Raw genomic sequence first — 21,234 nt, 5'->3', positions numbered from 1 at the left:
GGGGAACCAGACGACGGAGCCAACTCGGAAGCTGAACGCGACCCGTCGGTTGGAGATGGCACCGAGCCGGCGGGAGAGGTGTTCGTCGGCGCCGCACTGGACGAAGCGAGGTCGGGTGCGGCAGCGACAGTCATGTCGGTGGCGGGCGCAGGTGCGGGAAGGGTGGGCGGTGTTGCCGTGCCGGTCCCGAGGAAGCTGTTTGCCGCGACGTTATCGGCGTTGGACAGGAGTTCCGCAGCTGCGGAACTCCTGTCACTACTCCCCCGCCGGCGCCGCGGTCGGCGCACCGCAGCGAAGTCTCCTGCTGGATCTGTCGAGGATCCCTTGCGGGACGTCGGGTTTTCAGGCACCGGCGATCTCCTTCGCAGACTGTGCCGGGATGCTGGTGTTCGACTCAGCAGCATCAAGCAAGTCGTCGGCGCTCGGAGCGATCACCCATTCCTCTTCGGGCGAGTCCATCCTGTCCAGGACCTCTTGGAGGAACTTGGCGTACCGCTTTCCCGGGAGAGCACGGGCGAAGCCAAGGACTGCAGGCATTCCCTTCGCGTAGCTCGCGGAGATGCGTCCGTCCTCCCTTATGTCCGTGACGAAGGGAAGGAGATTGGCGTCGACCATCTGGTTGCGGACGTCGATCTCTTCGGTCTTCCACTCACTCATAGGGTGGGCCATGTTGAGCAGAGCGCCGAGGTACACCGGGTCAGCTAGACCGCGAGTGCGGTCCTTGACATGACGGATCGTCGCGCGCATTGTCACGGCGCCCTCGACAGTCGCTTCCTTCGGCATGCAGAGCGTGAGGGCAAAGTCGCTTGCTGCCAGGGCAACACCGTTGAGGGACTGGACGGCCGGGGGCGTGTCAAAAACGGCGAAGTCGTATTCGTCGTCGAGTTCGTCCAAGAGCGTGCGCAGGATGTGCACCCTCTCCATGCCGGCAGCGTGAAGGATGTGCTGCGCATTGACCATCGTTGCCTGCTCAGATGCGAGCAGGTGGAGGACGCCTTGACTCTTGCGGTGCTCAAGCAGGCTGCTGCGATCGATGATGATGTCGCGGAGGCTTGTGGGAACACCTTGAGCAGCTGCCTGTAGCTTGAAGCCCAGAGACTTTGCTACATCTTCGCCCTTGAGCCGGACACCAAGAGCAACGCCAGCCTGTGCTTGTGGCTCGATGTCGGCCACAAGGACTCGGTACCCCGCCAGGGCCAGGCCAGCAGCCAGATTCACTGTCGTCGTGGTCTTACCGGGTCCGCCCTTCTGGCTCGCTACGGCGATCTTGTCCACGGACGACTCTCTTCCTGCCTGGACACCAGTCGGTGCCCGGATGTCGGGCGGCTTGCGCTGTTTTGTAGTGGCTGAGGCTATGTGTCCCTCGGGTGGGGATCAAGATATGCCCCTGACAGGGGTGTTACGCGGGAGACTTTAACAGCAGGGTGATGCGCTGTGGGGTTACGACGCGGTGCGAGGTTGACAAATCTTCGAAGGGGGCTTTCGTGCGCCGAGCGTCGTGGCCCCGCAGGGGAACTCGATGTACAGGTGCATGAGTGGGGCGGTCTGCGGGTTGGCTGTCGGCATGTTGGTGAAGATGCGCGGCCGACGGTCGTGATGAGGGTGGCTGTGTTGGTAGGGGTGCCAGGGCGTATGGGTGGCTGGAGTTAGGAAGGCGCAGTGGTGCGTCGCCTGCTGAGAGAGCAGATGTACCGGCAGGCCTGCTGGTGATTCCGGGGGATTGGCGAAATGGAAGACCGCCGTTGAGTTGGCCGGTCGGTGAGGCTGGTGGGGCGTCGCTCGTCCGGTCGCAAGGTCGGCTGTTAACAGAGTGGAGCGGTGTAGAGGTCCGTCGCCTGTTCTGGCGGTTGGTCGGAAGGGCTGACGGCGGACATGTCGGTTGGTAGTTCGTAAGAGCGCGCAGTAGCAATAGGAATCGATATAGCTCAATGCCGGTAGGTGCGGCCATAGGTCATTGAGTCGATCCGCAGATACATCTGGGTATCGACATGAATGAAGAGAAGCCTGGCGATCGGTGTGGGTGATTGGCGTTCTATCAATGAGGAGTCAAGTGAGTAGCAGCGTCTTTCGTTTAGCCGGTCTGTAAGGCGGAACAGTAGTAGTTCGTTAATTGGATAGCAGAGAAGAACGGTAGATACATCAGCGATAAGTAATGTGCGTCGTAAGGAGAGTAGACATGATGGAGAGAGCGTCAGTAGTCGGTTAGGTGCGGGTGAAGTAAGACGTGCCGGTGCGTGTGGAGTAATGGAGAACGGTAGTGAGGTCTAAGTAAAGGTTGGAAGGTATGCCCGAAGGTGGATCGGTATAGACGACTCTAAATCCGAATCAAGATAGCAATGAAGAAAGGAGTGAAAGTGTGGCTGACGATAGAGAGTAAGGAACGAAGCAAGGAAGGGCTTAAGAAGGTCATATGGAAGCGCATGAAGGAAGGGTTGGAGACGTATATATGGGTAGGTAGATCGGTAGGAATAAAGGCATGCATGAGTGGCTTCACATCGATATATGTATGGGACTGGGTCAGGGGATGTGTCAAGGTGCATGCTAAGAGATACATCAAAGGACTTACTAAGGTATGTACTAGTGGACTCATCAAGGGATGCACTAGGAAATATTCTAGAGACCTAAGACGAGAACTTGGAACGGCATGTAGTTAGCGATACTTTAAGGCGTTCAGCTGAGAACTTAGATCGGCATGCAGATCGGTGCGTGCGAAGGTAGAAGTTAAGGGATATCTATCGGTATATGTGCAGGTCAGAGGTGATTTTCGGAGGTTGCGTGCCAGCTCTTCGAGACCCTCGCCTGATGTGGAGTGCGTAGAGAACCGTAAGAACTGACGCGCACCAGGCTGAGCACTGAAAAGCTGAGTCGCGCGTGCTCAGTCAACGGAAGCTGTCGGCAGTGGGACGCGCACGGCCAGATGCGCTCCTACTCGCCCCCGCAGATCCGCGCGCCAGGCTGGGTGATGACTTCGGTGCCGATGACGCTGTCGGCGGTGATGCCGTGACGGGCGACGGCGGCCTCTGCGTACTCGATTCCGAGCGCGGCGGCCTCGACGACGCTGTCCGTGCGAACGCTGAGGCGGACTGAGAGGTTGCCATTCGGGGCGGGTCCGACTGCTCCGTGCTTGTCGAGGAGCGCGTCGAAGAGCGCCTCGTACGTCTCGGGGGAAGTGTCTGCCGTGTCGAACTCGACGTACACGCTGAACGCCGGCTCGTCTTCATCGTCCGGCCGCACGTCGGTGGGCGGCGCTCCCAAATGGTCGTCGACCAGCCGTCGGTCGCGCTCGCCATGGGTGATGACTTCGGTGCCGATGACGCTGTCGGCGGTGATGCCGTGACGGGCGACGGCGGCCTCTGCGTACTCGATTCCGAGCGCGGCGGCCTCGACGACGCTGTCCGTGCGAACGCTGAGGCGGACTGAGAGGTTGCCATTCGGGGCGGGTCCGACTGCTCCGTGCTTGTCGAGGAGCGCGTCGAAGAGCGCTGCGTAGATGTCGGGAGAGGCCTCGGTCTCGTCGAACTCGACGTAGACGCTGAACGACCGCACGGATTGTTTTCCTTGTCTGCCGGGAGGGCGGTTATGCCGGGCCGCCGGTGATTCCCGGCGGCCCGGCTGGATCAGGGCTTGCGCTTTGTGGCCCGGCTTTTGGCCCGCTTGGGGTCGGGGTCGTAGCCGAACGCCTTCAGGTAAGGCATGCAGTTTGGCAGAGAGCGGTGGTCGGACGGGGTCTTGGGGAGCCAGGTGACGAACTTGCCGTTCCGTGTGACCTCGTGGTGCTTCTTGCCCTCGCCGTCCACCGAGAAGCCCTGCTTCCGCAGCTTCCGAATCAGCTGGTCGACGTCCTTCTTCGACATGCTCTCCCCTGCCCGGCCCGGGGGCCTCTCCCCCTCTGACTCTTAAAACTATACAGAGAAGATCACGCACGTGCAAGTCTTAAGAGTCACTCAGGGGTGTTGGATTGCAGGTCAGAGGAGAGAGTAGGTCTCGGGTGCGAGGTATGCGAGCCGAGGGCCGGGGTCGGGGAGGCCCAGGGAGAGCAAGGCGTGGCGCAGTTCGTGGTCGAGCAGGGCGAGGCAGTTTGGGCAGAGGAACAGGGGGTCGGCGGGGGTGTCCGCGCACGGTCCTCGGCCGTCGGTGCACGCAGCGCACGGGCCGCCGCCGGCGCGGTGTTCGTAGGCGAGGGACTTGTGCATCGGGTAGCCCTCGGGGTGGCGCAGGACGCGTGCGTGGTCGAGAGCGCTGGCGTTGGCGACGGCCTCCCCGCGGGCGCCGTCCGGGTGCTCGCTGGTCCAGCGCCACTCGGTGCACTGCTGGTGAAGGGAGTCCTGCTCGCAGGCGAGGACCGTGTACACCCAGGTCGGGTCGACGTCGGTCACGGTGGCTCCAGGGATCGGTCGGCGACGTCGTCAGGCCGGGTGGCCGGAGGCGGCCTGCCGGTCGCGGATGGTGTCGATGAGCGCTGCCGCGGCGCCCTCGGGGGAGTGGTAGGGGTCGGTGATGCCCGGTCCGGTCCAGCGGCCGTTGTCCGTACGCCGGATCGGACCGGTCTCGGTGTCGCCGACGAGGAGCGAACGGGTGCCGGCGTCGGTCTCGGGGCCCAGTTCGGCGCCCTGGAGGGTGGTGAGGATCGTGCGGACGCTGCCGTGGCGGCTGGCGTCCCCGAGCAGCAGGGCCGTGGACTCCAGCCGGGTGCTGGTGTCGGTGGCGATGGCGGACAGCTCCTGGGCCAGGGCGCGGACTTCGGCCGCGGTGGCGGGGGCGGAGGCTCCGACGCTGCGGGCCGCGGCGGCCAGCTCGTCCAGGGCGGAGGCGGCCGTACGGCAGTCGGCCCGGTTCTTCGCGCAGGGACCGCTGGGCAGCTGGGCCGCTGCTGCGTCGAGGGCTCCGAGCGTGTGGAGGGCGCTGGTCGGCAGGGAGGGGAGAGCGCGGACGCCGGCCTGGACGTCGCGGTAGGTGCGGAAGGTGGTGGCGAGTGCCTGGTCGGCGGTGTGAGGGTCAGGGAAGGGGCCGTCGAGGTCGGCGGAGGGCTTCGTCGTCGTGGCGCCGAGGCGGGCGAGGGCGAGTTCGGTGAAGGCCAGCAGGCGGGCGAGGGGGTAGGCCATCCATTCACGCTCGTCGCCGGTGACCTGGGCGAGCAGGGCCCGTGCGGGTTCACGGACCTGCTCCAGGAGGCGGATTACACGCAGGCATCCGCCGCGGGTTCCGATGGCGAAGTGCTCCCGCACGATGGCGTCCAGGCCGCCGAGGATCGCGGCCACGTGCGGCTGGCGCAGGGCGTGGAAGAAGTAGGCGCGGGCGGCGGAGTCGACGATCTCCTGACGCTGGAGGGGAATGAGGGCGACCGCGGCCTGGGCCTGGGCGACGCCGGAGTACGGCTGCTGCTCCGCACCGGCCGGGCCATGAAGGGCGATGTGGAACATCGCGACGTCCTCGGCCGCCCGCAGCGCGTCCGTGCGCCGGGGGCCGGCATCCGTTCCGGCGCGTCCTCGGTACGTGCCGCCGGCGGCGTCGACCTGGCCCACGACCAGGTCGTGGACGTTGACGACTTCGGCCGACGCGAAGTCGTCGGCGGGCGGGCGCAGCCGGAATGCCGGGAACATCTGCAGGACCTGGCTGTTCATGGGTCTCCTCGGGCGGTTGCGGCCGGGCCGGCGCGGGCGGGTGCGCCGGCCCTGGGGGAGCGGATGGGTCAGTTCGAGGTGCTCAGGGCCGGGAAGTTGCGGCGGACTTCCTCGCGGGCCCAGGTCTCCAGCGCGTCGGCGTAGGCGGTGCTGGCCGCGCCCTCGACGGTGGTGCGCCAGAGGAACGGCGTCTTGCCTCCGCGCTCGACCAGCTCGGTCCGGATGATGTGGACCACGTCGGTGTAGCGCAGCAGCGGCAGTTCGTCGGGGGCGTTCTCCCGGTGGGCGCTGGCGAGGATCGCGACGACGTCGTTGGCACGCAGGGGGTAGGCGACGGTCATCCGGATCCGCAGGGCGCCGTCGGTCCGGTCGCGGTAGGGGACGAAAGTGGAGGTCACGAAGGAGAGGGCTCCTTGGGTTGGGGAGGCTCGGGGGTCAGGGGCAGCACAGGCCCGAGTGGTCGGTGTCGAGTGCGCAGTAGTCGCGGCACTGGTGGCCGTCGGCGGCCTGGCGGGTGCCGGCGCTCTCGTGGCAGTCGACGCACAGGGCCTGTGCGGTGGGAAGGTCGTCCTCGCGAGCGAGGAATCCTGCAGAGCCGCACTGCTCGCAGGCCTGCGGATCCTGGTGCGCGTGGCAGTTGCAGCGCCGCGCGTGGTGGCGGGCGGGTTCGTCGTCCTCGAAGACGTGGTGGAAGCGGCCCGCCGTGTCGACGACGAGGGTGCCCCGGAAGGGGCCCGGGTCGGATTCCCACGTCGCGTCCGTGTGCAGGGTGCGTTGGTGCTGACTGGCGATCGTTTCCAGCACGGCGAGCACGAGGTCCCACTCCCGGCTGCTTCCCCAGGCGTTGTCCTGGCCGGATGACAGCCCGCGCAGTGCGGTGGCGTCGTCGGAGTAGGTGAGGGTGAAGAGGCGCTCCAGCGGGTGCAGTTCGGCCAGTTCCCGCGTGATGCCTTCGATGGGGACGGGCTCGTTGAAGGTGATGGTGCCTTCGATGTAGGCCTCTGCGCCCATGGCTGGAGTGCTCCTCGGTAGTGGGGGAGGGGTGGGCTGCGTCCCCGGCCGGGACCGGGGCACGGTCGGGGAGGGGCCGCTACTGCGCGAAGCAGCAGGTGGTGGGGATGCCTTCGTACGAGAACCGCTTCACGTCGGTGGGGATGTACTGCATGCCGGTGGCGCGCAGTACGTCGGTGGACTCCTCGTCCAGTTCGACCGTGGCGTAGGTCTTGGTGCGTGCGGTGCGGGTGGCGGTGACCGTCCCGGTCAGGCCGACCAGGTACCTCGGGCGGATCTTGTCGATCCGGATGAGCGCGCCGGTGGTGACGGAGGCTGCACGGGTCGAGCGCAGGGCCTGTGAGCGTTCCTTCGCGGCGGCGTAGATCCGGTCGAGGTCCTCCTGCGTGGCGTGCAGGGATACGAACGAGATCGCGGTTGCCAGCGTGGGGGCGCTGTTCTGGGGCGTGGACGTGGGCAAGTGCTGGACTCCTTGGGTGGAAAAGGCTGAGCGAAACCCGCGATTGACTCTTAAGACTATACATCCAGTGTGGGGGTGAGGCAAGTTTTAAGAGTCGTTTGGAGTGCGGGGCGACGCGTCGTCGATGGACCGCCGCCCCGGCGGACTACGGGCGGTCGACGGCGCGGGTGAGCTGGACGAGCCCGAACAGGAGCCGGACGGACTCGTCCCACAGCGTGAGGTCGATCCGGCCGGACGACAGCCGCGCGAAACCCCTCTCCTCGTCCTCCCGGGTGACGATCTCCAAGTCGTCCGGGTGTGAGCGCAGGTCGTCCACCGACGGCCACGGGGTAGCCGCGCACTCGCACTCAAGGTCGTGCGGGCACTCTTCCAGCTCCAGGACGCGGTCGCGGACGCGCTCGTAGGCGTCGGTGGTCAGCGAGATGAACGCGATCTGTGCCCGGTCGCCGTGCCCGGTCTTCAGCAGGTGGGCCCTGAAGCCGGGCGATGCCACCTGGCACCAGGCGTCCGGGCCCTCACCGCGCCACGCCTGGTGGATGCTGCCCCGGCCGTCTGCGGCGCGGATCAGCACGGTGGCGGAGACATGAGCAGCGGCCGAGCTCGCCGCGCGTGCTGCGTCGATACCAGCGCGCAGGGCATGTGCGAGATCGGCGGGGATATTCGTGGGAGGAGTGCTCATCGACGTGTCCTTCGGGTCGGAGGGGCAATTCAGGCGGCGGACGGTGCCTCGGGGTCAAGGCGGAGCGTCCGGCAGTTCATGCAGCGCTTGCCGTTCTCGACGGGCAGGAAGAATGCGTGACCGCCCTCCAGCGCGCCGGGGGATGCGTTCAGGCACCGTTCGGGGACGGGCAGGCTGTCGAGAAGTTCCAGCGCAACCCGGTGGTCGTCGGCCCGGAGCGTCATGGTCCGGGGGTTCTCGGCTGCGAGCTTTCGGAGGAATGCCGCCAACTGGTCGCGCTGAGCCCGCAGGGACTCCAGGGACTCGGGAGCCACCGCTGCGGCGGCCGGGGTGAGTACCTGGGTGTCCATCGGGGCTCCTGTCGGGAAGCTGGCGACCTCGTCTCTTAAGACTCTACGCGCATGTCGAATGGAGTGCAAGTCTTAAGAGACGGAAGGGGGTGAACTCCCAAGCGGTAGGCCCTCACACCGGGGTGCACCGCAAGCGGCGGTCGTCACCCGCACCCGCGCCTGAACGCTTAGGTCCCGGCTCCTTGAGGTCGACGCGGGGGAGGCGTCCACGCGGCCGTGGATCCGTCGGGCTCGAGCCCGGATCTGCCCACGACGCCGGCTTCGGCCTCTCGGCCGGTCTCCCTGAGCATGGTGATCAGCCGCTCCACCGAATGGCGGTTGCCTGCCACGATGTGCCGGCGCAGCGCCGCCTCGGACTGCTGTCGACGTCCCACTCGCCACCAGAACTCGATCAAAGCCCGCTGATCCGCGTACTCGCTAGCGATCTCACTGTTCAGCTGCTCGGCGGCGGTGTGGAGACCGAATCGCTCGTACAGCTCGGCTGCCGTCTCGAGTTCGTACCTGCCGCCCATGGACGTCAGCTTGTCGACGTCGCTCCAGCGGCCCCTTTGGGCGGCGATCGTCTGCAGACGACGCACGACCTCCCTGGAGGAGGTCCAGCGTCCCAGCAGAACGCGGAGATGCTCCTCGCGCTCACGCATGTTGGCGGGACTGTCGGCGTCAGGCTTGTTCTCCAGAGCCCACACCAGCGCCTCCCGGTTCCGGACTGAGCTGTGCGCGGCGGTCATCGCCCGCAACAGGGAGACGAGCCAGCTGTGCGTCGGGAGCAGCCAGAAGTCTCCGTCAGGCGCCTTGGAGCCGTGGACGCCTTCCATCTCGTCCCACAGGCGGCGGTACAGCGCGCCTCGCTTCTCCGGAGGCAGCCCCAGCACGTCGAAGCCGGAGCTCGTCGGGGTGAGCTCCTCAAGGACGTCCTTGGCCGCGACTCCGAAGTCAGCTTCGAACCAGGCCCCGTCCCCACCGGGGCGGGCGAGCAGTCGAGGGTCGAACGCCCCCTCGATCTCCTCCATCTCAGCCAAAGTTGCTTCGATCGCTGCCATGAAATCGTCGGGATCGTCGTCGGCCTGGACTCCTCCTGCCGCGGCCTTACGGACATCCGCTCCGGCTGTTGTGCCGGCCGCGGAGCGAACCTTCTCCCGTTCACCGACCTGTTGCACCAGCCACGCCACAGCAGTGGCTGCTCCCTGATAGCCGAGGGAGGCCGCCTTGGTGAAGTAGCGGTACGCCCAGCCGTACACGGCACGGCTGTGTGCTTCGTGCCCCAGCCGCACGAGTTGTTCGCCGTCCTCGACGTGGTCATACAGGGCCTGCCACACCGTGACGTCGATGAAGTCGGCCTGTCGCACCCACTGATTGACCAGGTACGGCGACACCTCATAGCCCTCGATCCCGTAAGCCCGGCTCGTGTTCACAGGGAACAGCGCCTGCACCTGTCCGCGTACGGGGCGTTCTGCCTCGGCGAGAGCGGCCCGGAGCCAGCCGTCGTGCGGAACCGCTCGCTGCCGTTCGTCGAGATGGGCAAGCGCGGCGGCCTTGAGTAGAGAATCGGGGAGCGGGCCACCATGGCCCAGGCGCCGGCATTCGCCCGCTGCGGTGACCAGGGCCCGGGCGTGCGGGGAGAGACGCTCATGCCGGTCGACTAGCAGGGGACCGCCGGTCAGCATGGGGAAGAGTCGCCCAGTGCCGTCGCTGGCCGCGAGGGCGTGACGCAGGTAGGGGTCTTCCTGCGCACGCTGACGTGCTTCGCTCAGATCCTGGAGCTCGTCGGGGACCTCGTGAACTGTTCGCGCAACCAGGTCCAGAGCACGCTGTATTCGCCGGTCCTCGACCGGGTCGCCGGTCAGTTCGGTCAGCCGTCCGAGTGTCGCTGGGTCCAGTGTCACCAGGAGCACCACAGGCTCTTGCCGGCCGAGGAGCTCGGCAAGTCCTTGGACCACCTCGTGAAGGTGGGCAGGGCCGAGGTGCTCGGCGGCATCGTCGAGAAAGATGACGGCGCCGTCGGGAACCGGGTGTTGTAAGAGCTCCAGGAGCGCGCGGGCGTCATCGGGCCGGGCCAATGGGCAATTCTCGGGCAGAGTGCTCGTGACCACCCACCAGGCTGACCGGGTCTTCCCAGCCGAGGACCAGCCGGACAGTGTCACGCAGCGCGGTCTGGAGCGGTGACCCTGCTCGACCTGTTGCCGCAGGGCCGTGTCGAAACTGCGGCCGATGTACGGGGACAGATCGGTCTGGCTCTCGCCCGGCAGCGCCATCGGGTGCTGGACACCGAAGGCGTCGGGGGTCCACTCGGCCAGCGGCCGGAACAGCGGGGAAGGACCTGGTGCGGCGGAGGGAGCAGCGGATGCGCCGCGCGGCTCCGGCACTGCATGGCCGGTGTGCTTGAGGACCCCGGCGAGCACCTCGCGTCTGCGCTCCCAGATGGCCAAGTCGTAGCGCTCACCGAGGACTTCACGTCGGGCGTAGGCCTGGCACCGCTGGACGAACAGCTGGACGAAATCCAGGGTCGGAGCCTCGCTCCCGATCCCTCGCTCCTTGTCGGAGATCGTCGTCACGCTGAAGGCCACGAGGGCGTTGGAGGAAATCGGCGTGGACCCTCGGCCGCCTTGGGGTCGTAGTCGTCGCGGATGGCCAGCCCCCGCCGACGGCTGCGAGTCCGAGGCCACTTCCTTTTGCGTGAGCCCGGAATCCACGCGCAGTTCGGCGAGCGCCCGGCCGAATGCCACAAGAGCCGGATCCCGCGTATCCGGCATGTGATTCCCCCTGTCGGGCTACCTGCGTACGGATTCCTGCTCCGGCGGACTCCGGAGCAGCCCCGGCGTCTCGGCGTCCCCACCAGGATGAGTGCTGGCCGGCTCCGGAGCGCACGCAGGATCGTACGCCGGACACACGTGGCATCGGATGGTGATCCCGCTCGTCGACGCTCCGAATTCCGGAGCACGGGCATGTGGGGAGGCCCGGGTGGAGACCGTACTTCTGATCGCTGTCGTCACGGTGACCGCGCTCATGACTCTGCTGGCGGTGGCCGGCGCTGTCGTCGTCGGTCTGCTGGAGAGCAGTGCCGGGACGAGTGCAACCCATGCCGTTCTGCGCGGGATGAAGGCCTTCGCAGTGGCCCTCGGGGCGATGCTGTCGGTTGCCACCTTCATCGCGGGGTGGATCTGGTACTTGTACCTGCGAGGCCGGTAGCCGCCGCTGTGATACCTGGGCCGTAGACACGAGTTGGGGCGCGCTTCTTCAAGAAGCGCGCCCCAACTGCCGTGTGCGCCCGAACGCTGCCGGGCCGCAGGTCAGCCGATGAAGTCGGCGACCAACTCGGCGAAGGCGCCCGGGGTAAGGACCGTAACGCCCAGAGCCGCCGCCTTGACGGCCTTCGTGCTCGGCTTGCCGCCCGTCTCCGCGGCGACGAGGTAGTCCGTCTTGGAGTTGACGCTGCTGCCCGCCCGGCCACCGGCCTTCTCGATCAGCTCGTTCATCTCATTGCGTCCGTACCCGTCGAGCACATCGGTCATCTTGCCGGTGACGACGACCGTCTTGCCCGCCAGCGGCCCTTCGTCCGAACTCTCCGTGTCCTGCTCCGGCTCCTCCATGTTCACGCCTGCGGCGACGAGCTTGGCGATGACCGGGGCCATGTCGGCAACCTGCTCGACGACCACCGGCGCCTTCTCCGGACCGATGCCCTCGACCCAGCGCAGTGCGTCCGCGTCGGCGGCGCGGATGGCGTCCATCGTGCGGAAGTACGCGGCGATACGGCGCGACATGCTCCGGCCAGTGCCCAGGATGCCGAGGGCGCAGAAGATCCGGTTCAGGGGGAGGGACTTGGCGGCGGCGATCTGCTCGGCGAGCTTGGCGCCCCGCTTGTCGCTGCCGGAGGCTGCGCTGAGCTGCTCGACGGTGAGGGTGAAGAGATCGCCGATATCGGAGACGGCTCCGGACTCGACGAGGGCCTTGACGTAGCGGGTACCCAGACCCTCGATGTCGAGCTGGTCGCGGCCTGCGGCGTACTCGATCAGGGCGGGCAGACGGCACGCGCTGCCCTTCGCGCAGCGCCACCGCTCCTTGGCCTTGTTGATCTCGCCGCCGCAGTTCGGGCACACCTCGGGCAGCGGCACGGGCTCGGCGCCGCCCGGGCGCAGGGCCACGACCGGCGCCTGCACCTGCGGGATGACGTCACCTGCCCGTCGCACCGTCACGTGGTCGCCCAGGCGCAGGTCGCGACGGCGGATGTCGGCCGGATTGTGCAGGGTGGCCCGGGTGACGATCGTGCCGCCCACCTCGACGGGCTCCAGCTCCGCGGTGGGTGCGATGACGCCGGTCCGGCCCACCTCCCAGGTCACCCTCTTGAGCGTGGTCATGCGCTCGACGGCGGGGTACTTGTAGGCGATGGCCCAGTGGGGGAAGCGGCTGCCGACGCCGACGGCGCTCTGCTCGGCCGTGTCGTTGGCCCTGATGACCGCGCCGTCGATATCGAACGGCAACGAGGGGCGGCGAGCGGCGATGACGTCGACCTGCTGCTGCACCTCGGCCAGCGTGGTGAAGACGTGGAGCCCGGCCGGGGTGTCCGCGGTGGTCTGCACACCCGCGTCCGCGACCGCCTGGAGGATCTCGGCGTGCGTGGCGCCGTCCGGGAGGAACGTCTCTGCCTCCAGCTCGACCGCGCCGTATGCGAAGAAGGTCATGGGCAGCTCGTAGGGGCGGTTCTTCGCGCGAAGGGTGCCGGAGGTGGCATTACGCGGGTTGGGGAACAGCTTCGCGCCGTGCTCGGCCCGCACCCGGTTGGCGTCCTCGAACTGTTCGTGGGAGAACAGCACTTCGCCGCGGACCTCGACGGTGAGGGGCGCATCGAGGCGGGTCGGCAGGCCGACGATGGTGCCGATGACGTGGCTGACGTCCTCGCCGTGGGTGCCGTTGCCGCGGGTGATGATCCGCTCCAGGCGGCCCGCGCGGTATCGGGCGGCGATCGCGGCGCCGTCGAGCTTCAGATCGATCGCCCACCCGCCGGTGACCGGACGGCCCAGGCGCCGGGCAACCGACGCTCCCCAGGAGAGGAGGTTCTCCGGGCTGAACGCGTTGTCGAGGCTGAGCAGTCGCGTGGTGTGGGCGATGTCGCCGACCGGGGCTGCCCCGGCGCCGACCTTCCCGGTCGGCGAGTCGGCGGCCACGTGCTCGGGGTGGTCCTTCTCCCAGGCCTCGATCGCGCGCAGCAGCTCGTCGTAGCTCGCGTCGTCGAGCGGGCTCCCGCCGTCGCCGTAGTAGGCCGCAGCGGCCTCGCGGGCCCGGCCCACGGCGCCCTCGTACTCGGCAGGGCTGGACGGAGCCGTTTCGGTGGCAGGGGTCGTCATGCAGTGAATCCTTTCGCAGCGGTCTGACAATGGGCGGGCAGCGCGGATCTGCGCTGCCCGCAGGGTTCGATCAGGTGAGAGGGCCCGCCGGTCCGGGGCTATCGGCTACAGGGCGGGAAGGCCTTCGTGCTGGCGCAGCAGGTTGGCCAGAACGATCCGGCGCTCCTCGTCGTTCCAGGGCTTGTCGCGCTCGGTGCGGATGCCTGCCTCTGCGAGGTAGGCGTTCACCGCGGTCATCCGCTGTCTCCGGGCGTGCTGCTCGGGGGTGACGAAGTGCGTGCGGCAGTGGCCCTCGCCGCCGTCATCCTGCGTGTCCCGGCGCAGCTTCCACGTACGCGGCTGGAATCCCTCGCGCGCCGTGACCTCGGTCATCTCCAGCCAGACCGGCGGGGCCTTGGTCACCTCCACCTCGATCGGCTCGCGCGAGGCACTGCGCCAGCGCGCCTCGAAGACCAGCAGGCGAGCGCCCACGAGGACAGGTGCGGACACGGACTGGGACATCCAATCTCCAAGGCGGGAGGGCGCACGGGTCTGCGCAGCGGAACAGTGCCTGGCCGCGCCCGTCGCCCGTGCGAGCTTCGACGAGCACAGAGATTCCCCTCTGGCGGTGCGCGGGAAAACCCCGCATGGCTCTTAAGACTATACGCGCCTGCATGGACTTCGGCAAGTCTTAAGAGCCGTTGCTGGGCTACTCCTCGGGGTCGGGAATCATGGGGGTCGGCCGGACCTCGGGCCGGCCGAGACGGATGCGCTCGCGCTCGCGGCGGTTCCTGCCGAGTCTGAAGACGTAACGGTGGGCACCGCGGTGACGCTGAAGCCGCGCCCCGACCGTGGCCAGCGCCTCGTGCAGCCAGACGGCCGGATCGCACCCGGCACGCGGCACGGGAGCCCCGAGAGAGATCAATTTCTCCTCGACATACCGATGGCCCTGCTCCTGCTTGCGCACCTTCTGCGCCGCGCGGTCGTGAAGGACCGTCCCGTCCGGGAGGAGCCTGATGGTCCGGGCCGTTGCCCGGCCCGTGTACACGCTGTTCGTCGCCTTGTAGATCGTGCCCACGTGCCCCACGGCAATGAGCTTCCCGGCGGCGTCCCGGCGCGGAACCGGATCGGCGAACGACAGCACGCCCAGTACGCCCGCTGCCAGCAGGTCCTCGAAGCAGCGGGCCAGGAACCACGACTCGCTGTTGCCTGGGCACTCGTCGAGGAGCACGAACCGAGAACAGACGAGCGCTTCGCGGTTGGGTTCCAGGTCGGGCAGTGTGCTTGTCAGGACGCGGGCGCCGGCCGGGACTCCGAACACGGCCACGCCGCACAACAGCCGCGACCGTCCGGGCAGCTGGGAGTACAGGCCCAGCCGCCGGGAGGCAGAGGGGTACGAGGCGGAGTAGTGGTGCTCGATCACGAACCGCTTTGCCGTCGTCTCGTCCAGCGGATCCACCTCATATCGGCGTGGATCGAACCCGCCGTCGCTGGTGTGGCGCCAGGACGGCCGGCGCTGGGTCCAACGCCGGCACCAGGGCGAGGCCGTCGGGACTTCGCTCAGGTCCTCCAGCGGCAGCGACTCCTGCACGACGGTGCTCACGACCGCACCCCCGTGAGTCGCGCGGGTCCGTCCGGGCGGACTGTCTGCTGGTCGTAGGCCGCGCCGATCGCCGAGGGCGGGTAGACGTATCCGCCGTGCGCGTCGTACCGGACGCGCGCGGTGGAACCAGGAGTCCAGGTCGCGCCGCCGTCGTTGCTGCGCATGACCGGCCCGACGTAGGTGGCCGGGTGGCCGGCGGGGTCTGTGACGGTGTCGCTCGGCCGGACTTCCTCGCCGGTCGCCGAACGGCGCAGGACGCGGCTGGGCTCGGCGGGATCGTGCGGCTCGCCGCGGAGAGGATTGCGGGTCAGCGAGGTCGGCAGCGCCGCTTCGGCGGAGAGCCGGTCGGTGTAGGCCTCCAGCGCCTGGCGGCCGTCGGCGGTGATGTCCAGGCGTACGGCGTCGTCGCCGTAGGCGAGCCAGCCCGCGGTGAACAAATCGGGCGGGGGAGCGGGAAGGTAGGAGGGCAGAGCGCCGGAGCGGTCGACGAGGTGGCGCACGGCGCCGTACTCGGTGACGACGCTCAGTGCGCCGTGGCGGGCCGCCTCCAGGTAGCCGACGTCCCGGGTGCTGACGGTGTGGTCGGGGATCAGGTCCTCCTGAGTCTGGGGGTCGGTGGCGAGGCGCCCGCGGAGTCCGGGCGCAGCGGACGGTCTGGCGGGGCCTGCGCGGGGGAGCGGTTCACAGCAGCTGGAGCTGGACTGCCGGGGGCCGCCGACGAGGTCGCGGCGGGGGCATCAGGATGGCGGGTGGAGCGGGACGAGGGCCTGCGGATCGCGCGGGTAGGGGCCGGTGAAGTCGGGGTGGTCGACGAAGACGTCGACCTTGCCGTGGCGGCCGGGGGCGGTGTTCGTGACCCTGCGCACGCAGCCCTCCCAGGTGACGAGGTCGCCGTCCATCAGACCCTCGACGGTCCGCAGCGTGTACGCCTTCGGCGCCCAGTCGCCGTCGTAGTAGAGGTCGATATGGCCGCATGTGGCCGGGCCGCCCACCTCGGCCCGGACGGCCGGGTGGAATAGCAGGCTGGGCCCCAGCGGGTCGGTCCAGACGATCCGGCGGGTGCCGGTGTCCACGGCGAAGTGAGCGCCGTTGAGGCCGAGGTAGACGCATCCGTTCCGGTCGTCGAGCAGGCGCGGCAGAGGTGCCACGGGGAAGCCTCCGTGCGTGCGGGGCGTCTTGACGCCGATCGGTCAGACGGACGGAGAGAGCAGGACGGCCGGGATGCTGAGGTCGGGGCAGGGCTCCTCGGAGTGCTCCGGGTGCCAGAACTCGCCGTAGTTGCCGCGGGCGTTCATCGCCGGCACGTACACGCCGGCGTCGAGGCCGGGATACGCAGGGGCGTCCTCGCAGTCGAGGGGGTGGGTCGCCGGGCCGATGAGGACGAGGGTGTCGTCCGGCAGGTCCGGGTTCTCGGCGAGGAAGGCCCGGATCTCGCTCAGGCGCATGCCCGGGACGTCGATCGCGAAGGGGTGGTGCCAGTCGGGGGCGACAGCCGCCTTGCTGACGGTGGCTCCCCCCTTCGACGCGTCCGCTGCTGCGTCGGTGGACAGGACGAAGAGGGTGCGCTGGCCCTCCTCGGGCCGTCCCTGGTAGTGCCCCGCCTGGTAGTGGCCGGCTGCGAGACCCAGGGCGTCGGAGGCGAGGTGGACGATGTGTCCAGTGGGCACGGAGGCCAGTCCGCCGGTCCGGCCTTCGACGGCGAAGGCGCTCGTGCAGACGGTGACGGTGGGACGGTCGTAGTGGAGAGCGATGGAGGACAGAGCAGGCTCCTTGGGTCCGTGGGTGCGAAGTGGTGCTGGCGTACGTGCTGTTGAGGGGCGCTGCCGGGCTACCCGTCGCACTCCTGGGGAGTGCAGGTTGGTCTCCGGGGAGGCAGGCGGTGGTTTGGTGCGGGCGGGTGCAGAGACGGCGCTGCCCCCGGAATGGCCGGGGGCAGCGCCGTCTGCCTAAGCGCCCTGCGACTTCTGCTGGCGCCGCCGCACGAAGAGAATCGCGAGCGCGGCGCTGACGCTGACGATCACGCTCTTGGCGACGTCGCTGAGCGTCAGGTTTCCGGTGAGGGCGCTGTAGGCGGAGCCGCCAGCGATACCGGACACGATCAGGAGCAGGAACTCGGACTTGCGTCGCACCAGATGCACCTTTCGGCGAAGCGGGGCCGTTCCCCGATGACTCTTAAGACTATACATCCAAGGCGGGGGAGATGCAAGCCTTAAGAGTCTCCATGGACTGGGGGCTGGAGCGCACTCCATGAACCAGCCAGGGCCTGCGGCGCCCGCAGGTGAACATGTGCTCGGCCGTAGTGACGGGCGCCTTGGCCAGTGGCTCGGGCCGATCTACCAGGACAGGCGCACAAGATAGGGGCCGGTGGGGGCGAGCCCGTGCTGGGCGAGGTCGCTAAGGATCACGCCAGGGTGGGGGTCGCCGCCGTCTCCCGCGAGCCACAGGTCGAGGTCGGCGCGGTCGTTCGCAGCCAGTCCGGGCCGCTGGACGGGCTGGTCGTTGTCGTCCAGGGCGGTGTGGGTGAGCGAGGCGGTCGCCTCATGCGCGCTGTCGTTGTCACCCTCCAAGCCGGCCACCGCGGAGTACGCGCGGCCGTAGTGCTCCCGTGCGCACTCCTCAAGTGCGTCTCCGTCGAGGAGGTGGAACGCGCCGACCGTCGTGGGCAGTGGTTTCGGGGGTGTGCGGCCGTCGGCGATGGTCGTGTCGCGGTCGGTGGCGTGGTCGTCCGCGAGCGTAGAGCGGCAGGCGTCGAGGGCGTCGAGTACCGCGCGGCCGAGGAGTTCGTTGCCCCCGGTCGTCAGCCACGCCGCCACCGTCGTGCCGGGCGGGAGCGCGGTCAGATGGCGAGCCATGTCCAGGGCGTCGACCAGCGGAGTGCCGTCCTGGTCGCAGCCCGAGTCGAAGCTGCCGATGCCGGGGACGTGCGCGATGTAGTGGCCGACTGAGGCGTCGGGGTCCTGCCAGAGTTCGAAGGTGGCGCTGGGGGCCTCCCGTCGCAGGGCGTCGGCCAGGATGGTGGATTTCCCGACACTGGCGAAGTCGGCACCGTAGAGCTCGCCGAGCTCCAGCGACGGCGGGGGCGTGCGGCCGTACTCCAGGCGGAGATCCGCGTCAGTGATGGCCGTCAGTGCGGCCGCTCGCTCGGTGTCGGCGATTGAGTAGATGAGGAGCTGGAGGGGAGCAGAGGACACATCGTTCCTTCCGGTGGACAAAAGCCGTGGTGCCGAACGCCCGGACCTGGATCGGGTCGGCGCCGGCCCGGGCGCGGTGCCGCCCCCCGGGGTGGCCGGGGGCGGCACCGACCGCCTATGCGTTCGGTGACTTCCGCTGACGGCGGGGCCGCACGAAGACGATCCCGAGCGCAGCGCTGACGCCGACGATCGCGCTGTCGGCAGCGCCGCCGAGGGTCAGGTTTCCGGTGAGAGCGATGTAGGCGGAGCCGCCAGCGGTACCGGACACGGTCAGAATCAGGAACTCGGTCGAGCGTCGCACCAGATGCACCTTTCGGCGGAGCGGGGCTGTCCCGCGTTGACTCTTAAGACTCTACTTCAACAGGGGGGGCTAATGCAAGTCTTAAGAGTCGCCATGGGTGAGGGTTGGCGGGCGATCCGCCGTCGTGCTCACTCGTGATCAGGAAGCCGTACTTGTCGCACGGGTCGCAATTGCGCGCCGCTCGATCACGCCCGTCGCAACGGTGTTCGCCGCAATCGGCGTTTCATCACCGGCCCTGGCAGCCGCCTGCAGACCCTCCCCCGACGTGACCGGCACACGGTCAAGCGGGACCACGCTGCCCGGGATGAACTCCGGGCGCGGCGCGTCGGCCGCTGGCGCCGGGCCCTCTTCGCCCGTGATGTGCCACACCCACAGCGCAATCGCCGCGTCCAGCGTCGTGCACCAGCCGATACGGCGGCCGCCCCGGTGGATCTCCAGACCCATGCAGTTCACGCATATGCAGCACGCCGCGTACTTGCCGCGGTGCTGCGTCGCGATCCCTTTGTACGTGCGCCCCCGCCACTGGCCCCACCGCAGCCGGAACGCGGACCGCTTGGCGTCGGATAACTCGGCATCCGTGACCACCTTCACGCGGTCGATGGACTCGCACAGCCACGACTCACGGTCGGTGCCCTCGTGAGCGACGGCGCGCACCATCCAATTCCCGTTCTTGAACAGGTCGACGACACGGCGCGCGGTCTGCTGCTCGTGGAAGTCCTGAATCACCCAAGCCCCCGGCACGACTTCCGAGCGCAGCTTCCCGCCGTACTCCTGCGGCCGCTCGTTCACGTCGTAGCCCCCGGCGCGGACCTCCCAACCGTCCACCGTGCGCGGGTACTTGGGCTCCTCCTCGGTCCGGTCGCTATCCGTCGCCCCTGAGCCGGCCGGGGCCTGGAAGGTAGTGACGGGCCCGGCGTCGGCGGCCTCCCGCGCGGTCACGATCGCCTCACACGCGGCCCGCGCGTGCTCGTTCGCCTTGTCGGCCCACTCGCGGGCTTCGGTCGCGAACACGCCCGCGTGGTCGGCGGCCTCGGCCGCGTCAAGGGCCCCTATAGCCTGCTCGGACGCCTGCCTGGCCGCCTCCTCGGCCTTGCCCCACTCCCTGGTCTTGGCTGCCTCTACGGCCGTCTCAGCGTCGGTGTGCGCGCACGTCTCGGCGTAGCTCGCAGCGTCTAGCGCGAACGCCCCGGCGACCAGCGCGGCACGGTCGGCGCGTTCCTCGACCGCGCTGGCCACCGCCGCGTCCTGGGCCTTCTTGCCCGCCCCGGGCTTCTCCTTGCGCACTGTCGCGCGGGCGGCACGCTTGGCCCGCTCGTCGCCCATCTCGCATGCCTCGGCGAGCAGCCGCGTCACCACGTCCGCGCACGGCCAGGGGGCCACCTGACCGGCGCTCAGAGCGTCCGCGAGCAGCTGCCCGGCAAGCTCTGATGCGCGGTCGCACCACTGCTGCCAATTGAGCTTGCACAGCTTCGGCGACGGGTCGCCCCCGGCCAGCCGGCCCACGATGTCCAGCGCGGTGCGCCCGTGGCGACGCTCGCCGTCCAGCATCCAGCCGGCCAGGCATCGGCCACACGTGACGATCTCCCCACGCTCCCCGTTCGGGCCCGACACGGCCACCCGGAAGAACTCCCCGGACCGCTTACGGCTGCACTTGCCGACGAACGGCGCCGACGTCGCACAGGTGGGCTTCTCGTCCTCGGCCTCGGTGACGACCGCGAGCACCTCGAACGGCCGCGACGAGAGCGACGTGAGACCGGACGACCACTCACACCACGACCGCGTGTAGAGCGCGTGGTCCACCTGCCGCCGCTCCCACGTCTCCGGCGCCGCACCGTCCATGTCGCCGCCGCGCGCGTGGTCCCAACCCCACCGCGCCTCAACCAGCAGACCGGCCACCCCGAACCGCGAGACGAGCATGACGCCCGCCTCCACCTCGGTGCGCTTCTCGTCGGCCGACCAGTCGAGCTCACCCGTACGGTCGCCGTACCGGGCCCACACGTCGGCGAACCGCGCCCGGGTCTGTGCGTCGCACCGGATACGGCCGAGCAGGGCGGAAAGCGCGCGGTCCTCAAGGCCACCGTTCCACCAGTAGGTGTCCTCCCCGTGCCCGGCCTCCCACAGGTCATCGCTCCCCGACCAGGCACAACGCCGCACCCGGTACACGTAGCCCTCGACCATCGCCAGGCGCCATCCCTCGCCCCCCGCGAACCCGGTAGGCGACAGGGTCTCGCCGGGCTCCAGAACCCCATCAGGGAAGCCGTGCCCGGCCTCGGTGACCGGCGCCGTCTCCTCGTCGCCGGCACGGCCCGGCCGCGGACGGGTCGTGCCGAAGAGCGCCAGTTGGGTGGTGTGCGGGTGATCGGGGGTCATGCTGTCGATGCTCCAGAGATCGAATGTGCAGGAGGGGCACGAGGCGGTGGGCCGCAGTGAAGACCTGGACGATCAGTACGCCGTGGTGGTGTGCCGTACGGCACGACACCGGAAGCCCGTGCACGGGGTGTCAGCTGCCAGGAAGGACCATGCGGCGGGCACGCACGTGCCAGCGGCACTCGGAGTAGAGCCGGTCGAGGCCGGGCACAGCGTCGGCCGAGCAGTTCTCGCGCTCGTGCCGACGGTGACGGTGGGCCTGTCGTAGTGGCGAGCGGGGGAGGGCACGGCGTGCTCCGTGAGTCCGGGAGCTGTGAAGTGGTGCGGACGTAA

Annotated in this window: 23 protein-coding genes; 2 read left to right on the top strand and 21 right to left on the bottom strand. The window is 68.7% G+C overall.

Features of this window, described 5'->3' with window-relative positions; genetic code table 11:
* Positions 1-342: 342 nt before the first annotated feature.
* The 11 genes from SPR02S_RS56810 to SPR02S_RS33485 all read right to left on the bottom strand — a co-directional run bounded on the left by SPR02S_RS56810 (position 343) and on the right by SPR02S_RS33485 (position 10,685).
* Positions 343-1,275: a ParA family protein gene (locus tag SPR02S_RS56810; protein ID WP_019061410.1), complete on the bottom strand. Its 933-nt coding sequence runs from the start codon at positions 1,273-1,275 to the stop codon at positions 343-345.
* Positions 1,276-2,925: 1,650 nt separating this feature from the next.
* Positions 2,926-3,546, bottom strand: coding sequence for a hypothetical protein (locus tag SPR02S_RS33530; RefSeq protein WP_019061409.1), 621 nt, complete (start codon positions 3,544-3,546; stop codon positions 2,926-2,928).
* A 71-nt stretch (positions 3,547-3,617) separates the two neighbouring features.
* Positions 3,618-3,854, bottom strand: coding sequence for a hypothetical protein (locus SPR02S_RS33525; RefSeq protein WP_019061408.1), 237 nt, complete (start codon positions 3,852-3,854; stop codon positions 3,618-3,620).
* A 111-nt stretch (positions 3,855-3,965) separates the two neighbouring features.
* Positions 3,966-4,376, bottom strand: coding sequence for a hypothetical protein (locus tag SPR02S_RS33520; protein WP_019061407.1), 411 nt, complete (start codon positions 4,374-4,376; stop codon positions 3,966-3,968).
* 30 nt (positions 4,377-4,406) lie between these two features.
* Positions 4,407-5,621 (bottom strand): hypothetical protein, encoded by a 1,215-nt coding sequence (locus tag SPR02S_RS33515; RefSeq protein ID WP_019061406.1) that lies wholly within the window; start codon positions 5,619-5,621, stop codon positions 4,407-4,409.
* Positions 5,622-5,689: 68 nt separating this feature from the next.
* On the bottom strand, positions 5,690-6,019 hold the full coding sequence (locus tag SPR02S_RS33510; RefSeq protein ID WP_019061405.1) for a hypothetical protein: 330 nt from the start codon (positions 6,017-6,019) through the stop codon (positions 5,690-5,692).
* A 37-nt stretch (positions 6,020-6,056) separates the two neighbouring features.
* Positions 6,057-6,632, bottom strand: a complete 576-nt coding sequence (locus SPR02S_RS33505; protein WP_019061404.1) for a hypothetical protein — start codon at positions 6,630-6,632, stop codon at positions 6,057-6,059.
* A 79-nt stretch (positions 6,633-6,711) separates the two neighbouring features.
* On the bottom strand, positions 6,712-7,092 hold the full coding sequence (locus SPR02S_RS33500; protein WP_019061403.1) for a hypothetical protein: 381 nt from the start codon (positions 7,090-7,092) through the stop codon (positions 6,712-6,714).
* A 145-nt stretch (positions 7,093-7,237) separates the two neighbouring features.
* Positions 7,238-7,771, bottom strand: coding sequence for a hypothetical protein (locus SPR02S_RS33495; protein WP_063746281.1), 534 nt, complete (start codon positions 7,769-7,771; stop codon positions 7,238-7,240).
* A 29-nt stretch (positions 7,772-7,800) separates the two neighbouring features.
* Entirely contained in the window at positions 7,801-8,121 is a 321-nt protein-coding gene (locus SPR02S_RS33490; RefSeq protein WP_019061401.1) for a hypothetical protein, read from the bottom strand.
* Positions 8,122-8,288: 167 nt separating this feature from the next.
* The gene (locus tag SPR02S_RS33485) at positions 8,289-10,685 is read right to left on the bottom strand and encodes an ATP-binding protein (protein WP_019061400.1); all 2,397 of its coding nucleotides are present in this window, start codon (positions 10,683-10,685) and stop codon (positions 8,289-8,291) included.
* A gap of 394 nt (positions 10,686-11,079) precedes the next feature.
* Here SPR02S_RS33485 and SPR02S_RS33480 point away from each other — a divergent pair, with 394 nt between their 5' ends.
* Entirely contained in the window at positions 11,080-11,307 is a 228-nt protein-coding gene (locus tag SPR02S_RS33480; protein WP_019061399.1) for a hypothetical protein, read from the top strand.
* Positions 11,308-11,408: 101 nt separating this feature from the next.
* Here SPR02S_RS33480 and ligA read toward each other — a convergent pair whose 3' ends face one another.
* The 10 genes from ligA to SPR02S_RS33430 all read right to left on the bottom strand — a co-directional run bounded on the left by ligA (position 11,409) and on the right by SPR02S_RS33430 (position 20,904).
* On the bottom strand, positions 11,409-13,460 hold the full coding sequence (gene ligA, locus SPR02S_RS33475) for an NAD-dependent DNA ligase LigA (RefSeq protein ID WP_019061398.1): 2,052 nt from the start codon (positions 13,458-13,460) through the stop codon (positions 11,409-11,411).
* A gap of 105 nt (positions 13,461-13,565) precedes the next feature.
* Complete coding sequence (locus SPR02S_RS33470; protein ID WP_019061397.1) at positions 13,566-13,961, bottom strand: beta barrel domain-containing protein; 396 nt, start codon at positions 13,959-13,961, stop codon at positions 13,566-13,568.
* Between the two features lie 187 nt (positions 13,962-14,148).
* Positions 14,149-15,042, bottom strand: coding sequence for a Mom family adenine methylcarbamoylation protein (locus SPR02S_RS33465; protein WP_019061396.1), 894 nt, complete (start codon positions 15,040-15,042; stop codon positions 14,149-14,151).
* A complete protein-coding gene (locus SPR02S_RS33460; RefSeq protein WP_019061395.1) occupies positions 15,039-15,542 on the bottom strand; it encodes a hypothetical protein in 504 nt (167 codons plus the stop codon). Before SPR02S_RS33460 ends, SPR02S_RS33465 begins: the two co-directional genes overlap by 4 nt.
* 237 nt (positions 15,543-15,779) lie before the next feature.
* Positions 15,780-16,190: a hypothetical protein gene (locus SPR02S_RS33455; RefSeq protein WP_019061394.1), complete on the bottom strand. Its 411-nt coding sequence runs from the start codon at positions 16,188-16,190 to the stop codon at positions 15,780-15,782.
* A 42-nt stretch (positions 16,191-16,232) separates the two neighbouring features.
* Entirely contained in the window at positions 16,233-16,709 is a 477-nt protein-coding gene (locus SPR02S_RS33450; RefSeq protein ID WP_019061393.1) for a hypothetical protein, read from the bottom strand.
* 279 nt (positions 16,710-16,988) lie between these two features.
* Positions 16,989-17,171, bottom strand: coding sequence for a hypothetical protein (locus tag SPR02S_RS33445; protein WP_019061392.1), 183 nt, complete (start codon positions 17,169-17,171; stop codon positions 16,989-16,991).
* Between the two features lie 204 nt (positions 17,172-17,375).
* Positions 17,376-18,233 (bottom strand): hypothetical protein, encoded by an 858-nt coding sequence (locus tag SPR02S_RS33440; RefSeq protein ID WP_019061391.1) that lies wholly within the window; start codon positions 18,231-18,233, stop codon positions 17,376-17,378.
* A gap of 115 nt (positions 18,234-18,348) precedes the next feature.
* Complete coding sequence (locus tag SPR02S_RS33435) at positions 18,349-18,534, bottom strand: hypothetical protein (RefSeq protein ID WP_019061386.1); 186 nt, start codon at positions 18,532-18,534, stop codon at positions 18,349-18,351.
* Between the two features lie 138 nt (positions 18,535-18,672).
* Positions 18,673-20,904, bottom strand: coding sequence for a hypothetical protein (locus tag SPR02S_RS33430; RefSeq protein ID WP_019061390.1), 2,232 nt, complete (start codon positions 20,902-20,904; stop codon positions 18,673-18,675).
* A gap of 7 nt (positions 20,905-20,911) precedes the next feature.
* Here SPR02S_RS33430 and SPR02S_RS33425 point away from each other — a divergent pair, with 7 nt between their 5' ends.
* Positions 20,912-21,169, top strand: coding sequence for a hypothetical protein (locus tag SPR02S_RS33425; RefSeq protein WP_158697908.1), 258 nt, complete (start codon positions 20,912-20,914; stop codon positions 21,167-21,169).
* The last annotated feature ends 65 nt before the right edge of the window (positions 21,170-21,234 follow it).

Origin of the sequence: Streptomyces prunicolor NBRC 13075, from assembly GCF_000367365.1 — a bacterium.
In the GTDB taxonomy this organism is placed as follows: Bacteria; Actinomycetota; Actinomycetes; order Streptomycetales; family Streptomycetaceae; genus Streptomyces; species Streptomyces prunicolor.
Note: the sequence above shows the minus strand (reverse complement) of the source record. Positions and strands in the feature narration are given on the sequence as shown.

What these genes read in the sequence shown, in the direction of transcription:
- SPR02S_RS33525 (WP_019061408.1), bottom strand. Translation starts at nt 3,854, where the DNA reads ATGTCGAAGAAGGACGTCGACCAGCTGATTCGGAAGCTGCGGAAGCAG.
- SPR02S_RS33515 (WP_019061406.1), bottom strand. Translation starts at nt 5,621, where the DNA reads ATGAACAGCCAGGTCCTGCAGATGTTCCCGGCATTCCGGCTGCGCCCG.
- SPR02S_RS33505 (WP_019061404.1), bottom strand. Translation starts at nt 6,632, where the DNA reads ATGGGCGCAGAGGCCTACATCGAAGGCACCATCACCTTCAACGAGCCC.
- SPR02S_RS33495 (WP_063746281.1), bottom strand. Translation starts at nt 7,771, where the DNA reads ATGAGCACTCCTCCCACGAATATCCCCGCCGATCTCGCACATGCCCTG.
- SPR02S_RS33490 (WP_019061401.1), bottom strand. Translation starts at nt 8,121, where the DNA reads ATGGACACCCAGGTACTCACCCCGGCCGCCGCAGCGGTGGCTCCCGAG.
- ligA (WP_019061398.1), bottom strand. Translation starts at nt 13,460, where the DNA reads ATGACGACCCCTGCCACCGAAACGGCTCCGTCCAGCCCTGCCGAGTAC.
- SPR02S_RS33470 (WP_019061397.1), bottom strand. Translation starts at nt 13,961, where the DNA reads ATGTCCCAGTCCGTGTCCGCACCTGTCCTCGTGGGCGCTCGCCTGCTG.
- SPR02S_RS33430 (WP_019061390.1), bottom strand. Translation starts at nt 20,904, where the DNA reads ATGACCCCCGATCACCCGCACACCACCCAACTGGCGCTCTTCGGCACG.
- SPR02S_RS33425 (WP_158697908.1), top strand. Translation starts at nt 20,912, where the DNA reads ATGCTCCAGAGATCGAATGTGCAGGAGGGGCACGAGGCGGTGGGCCGC.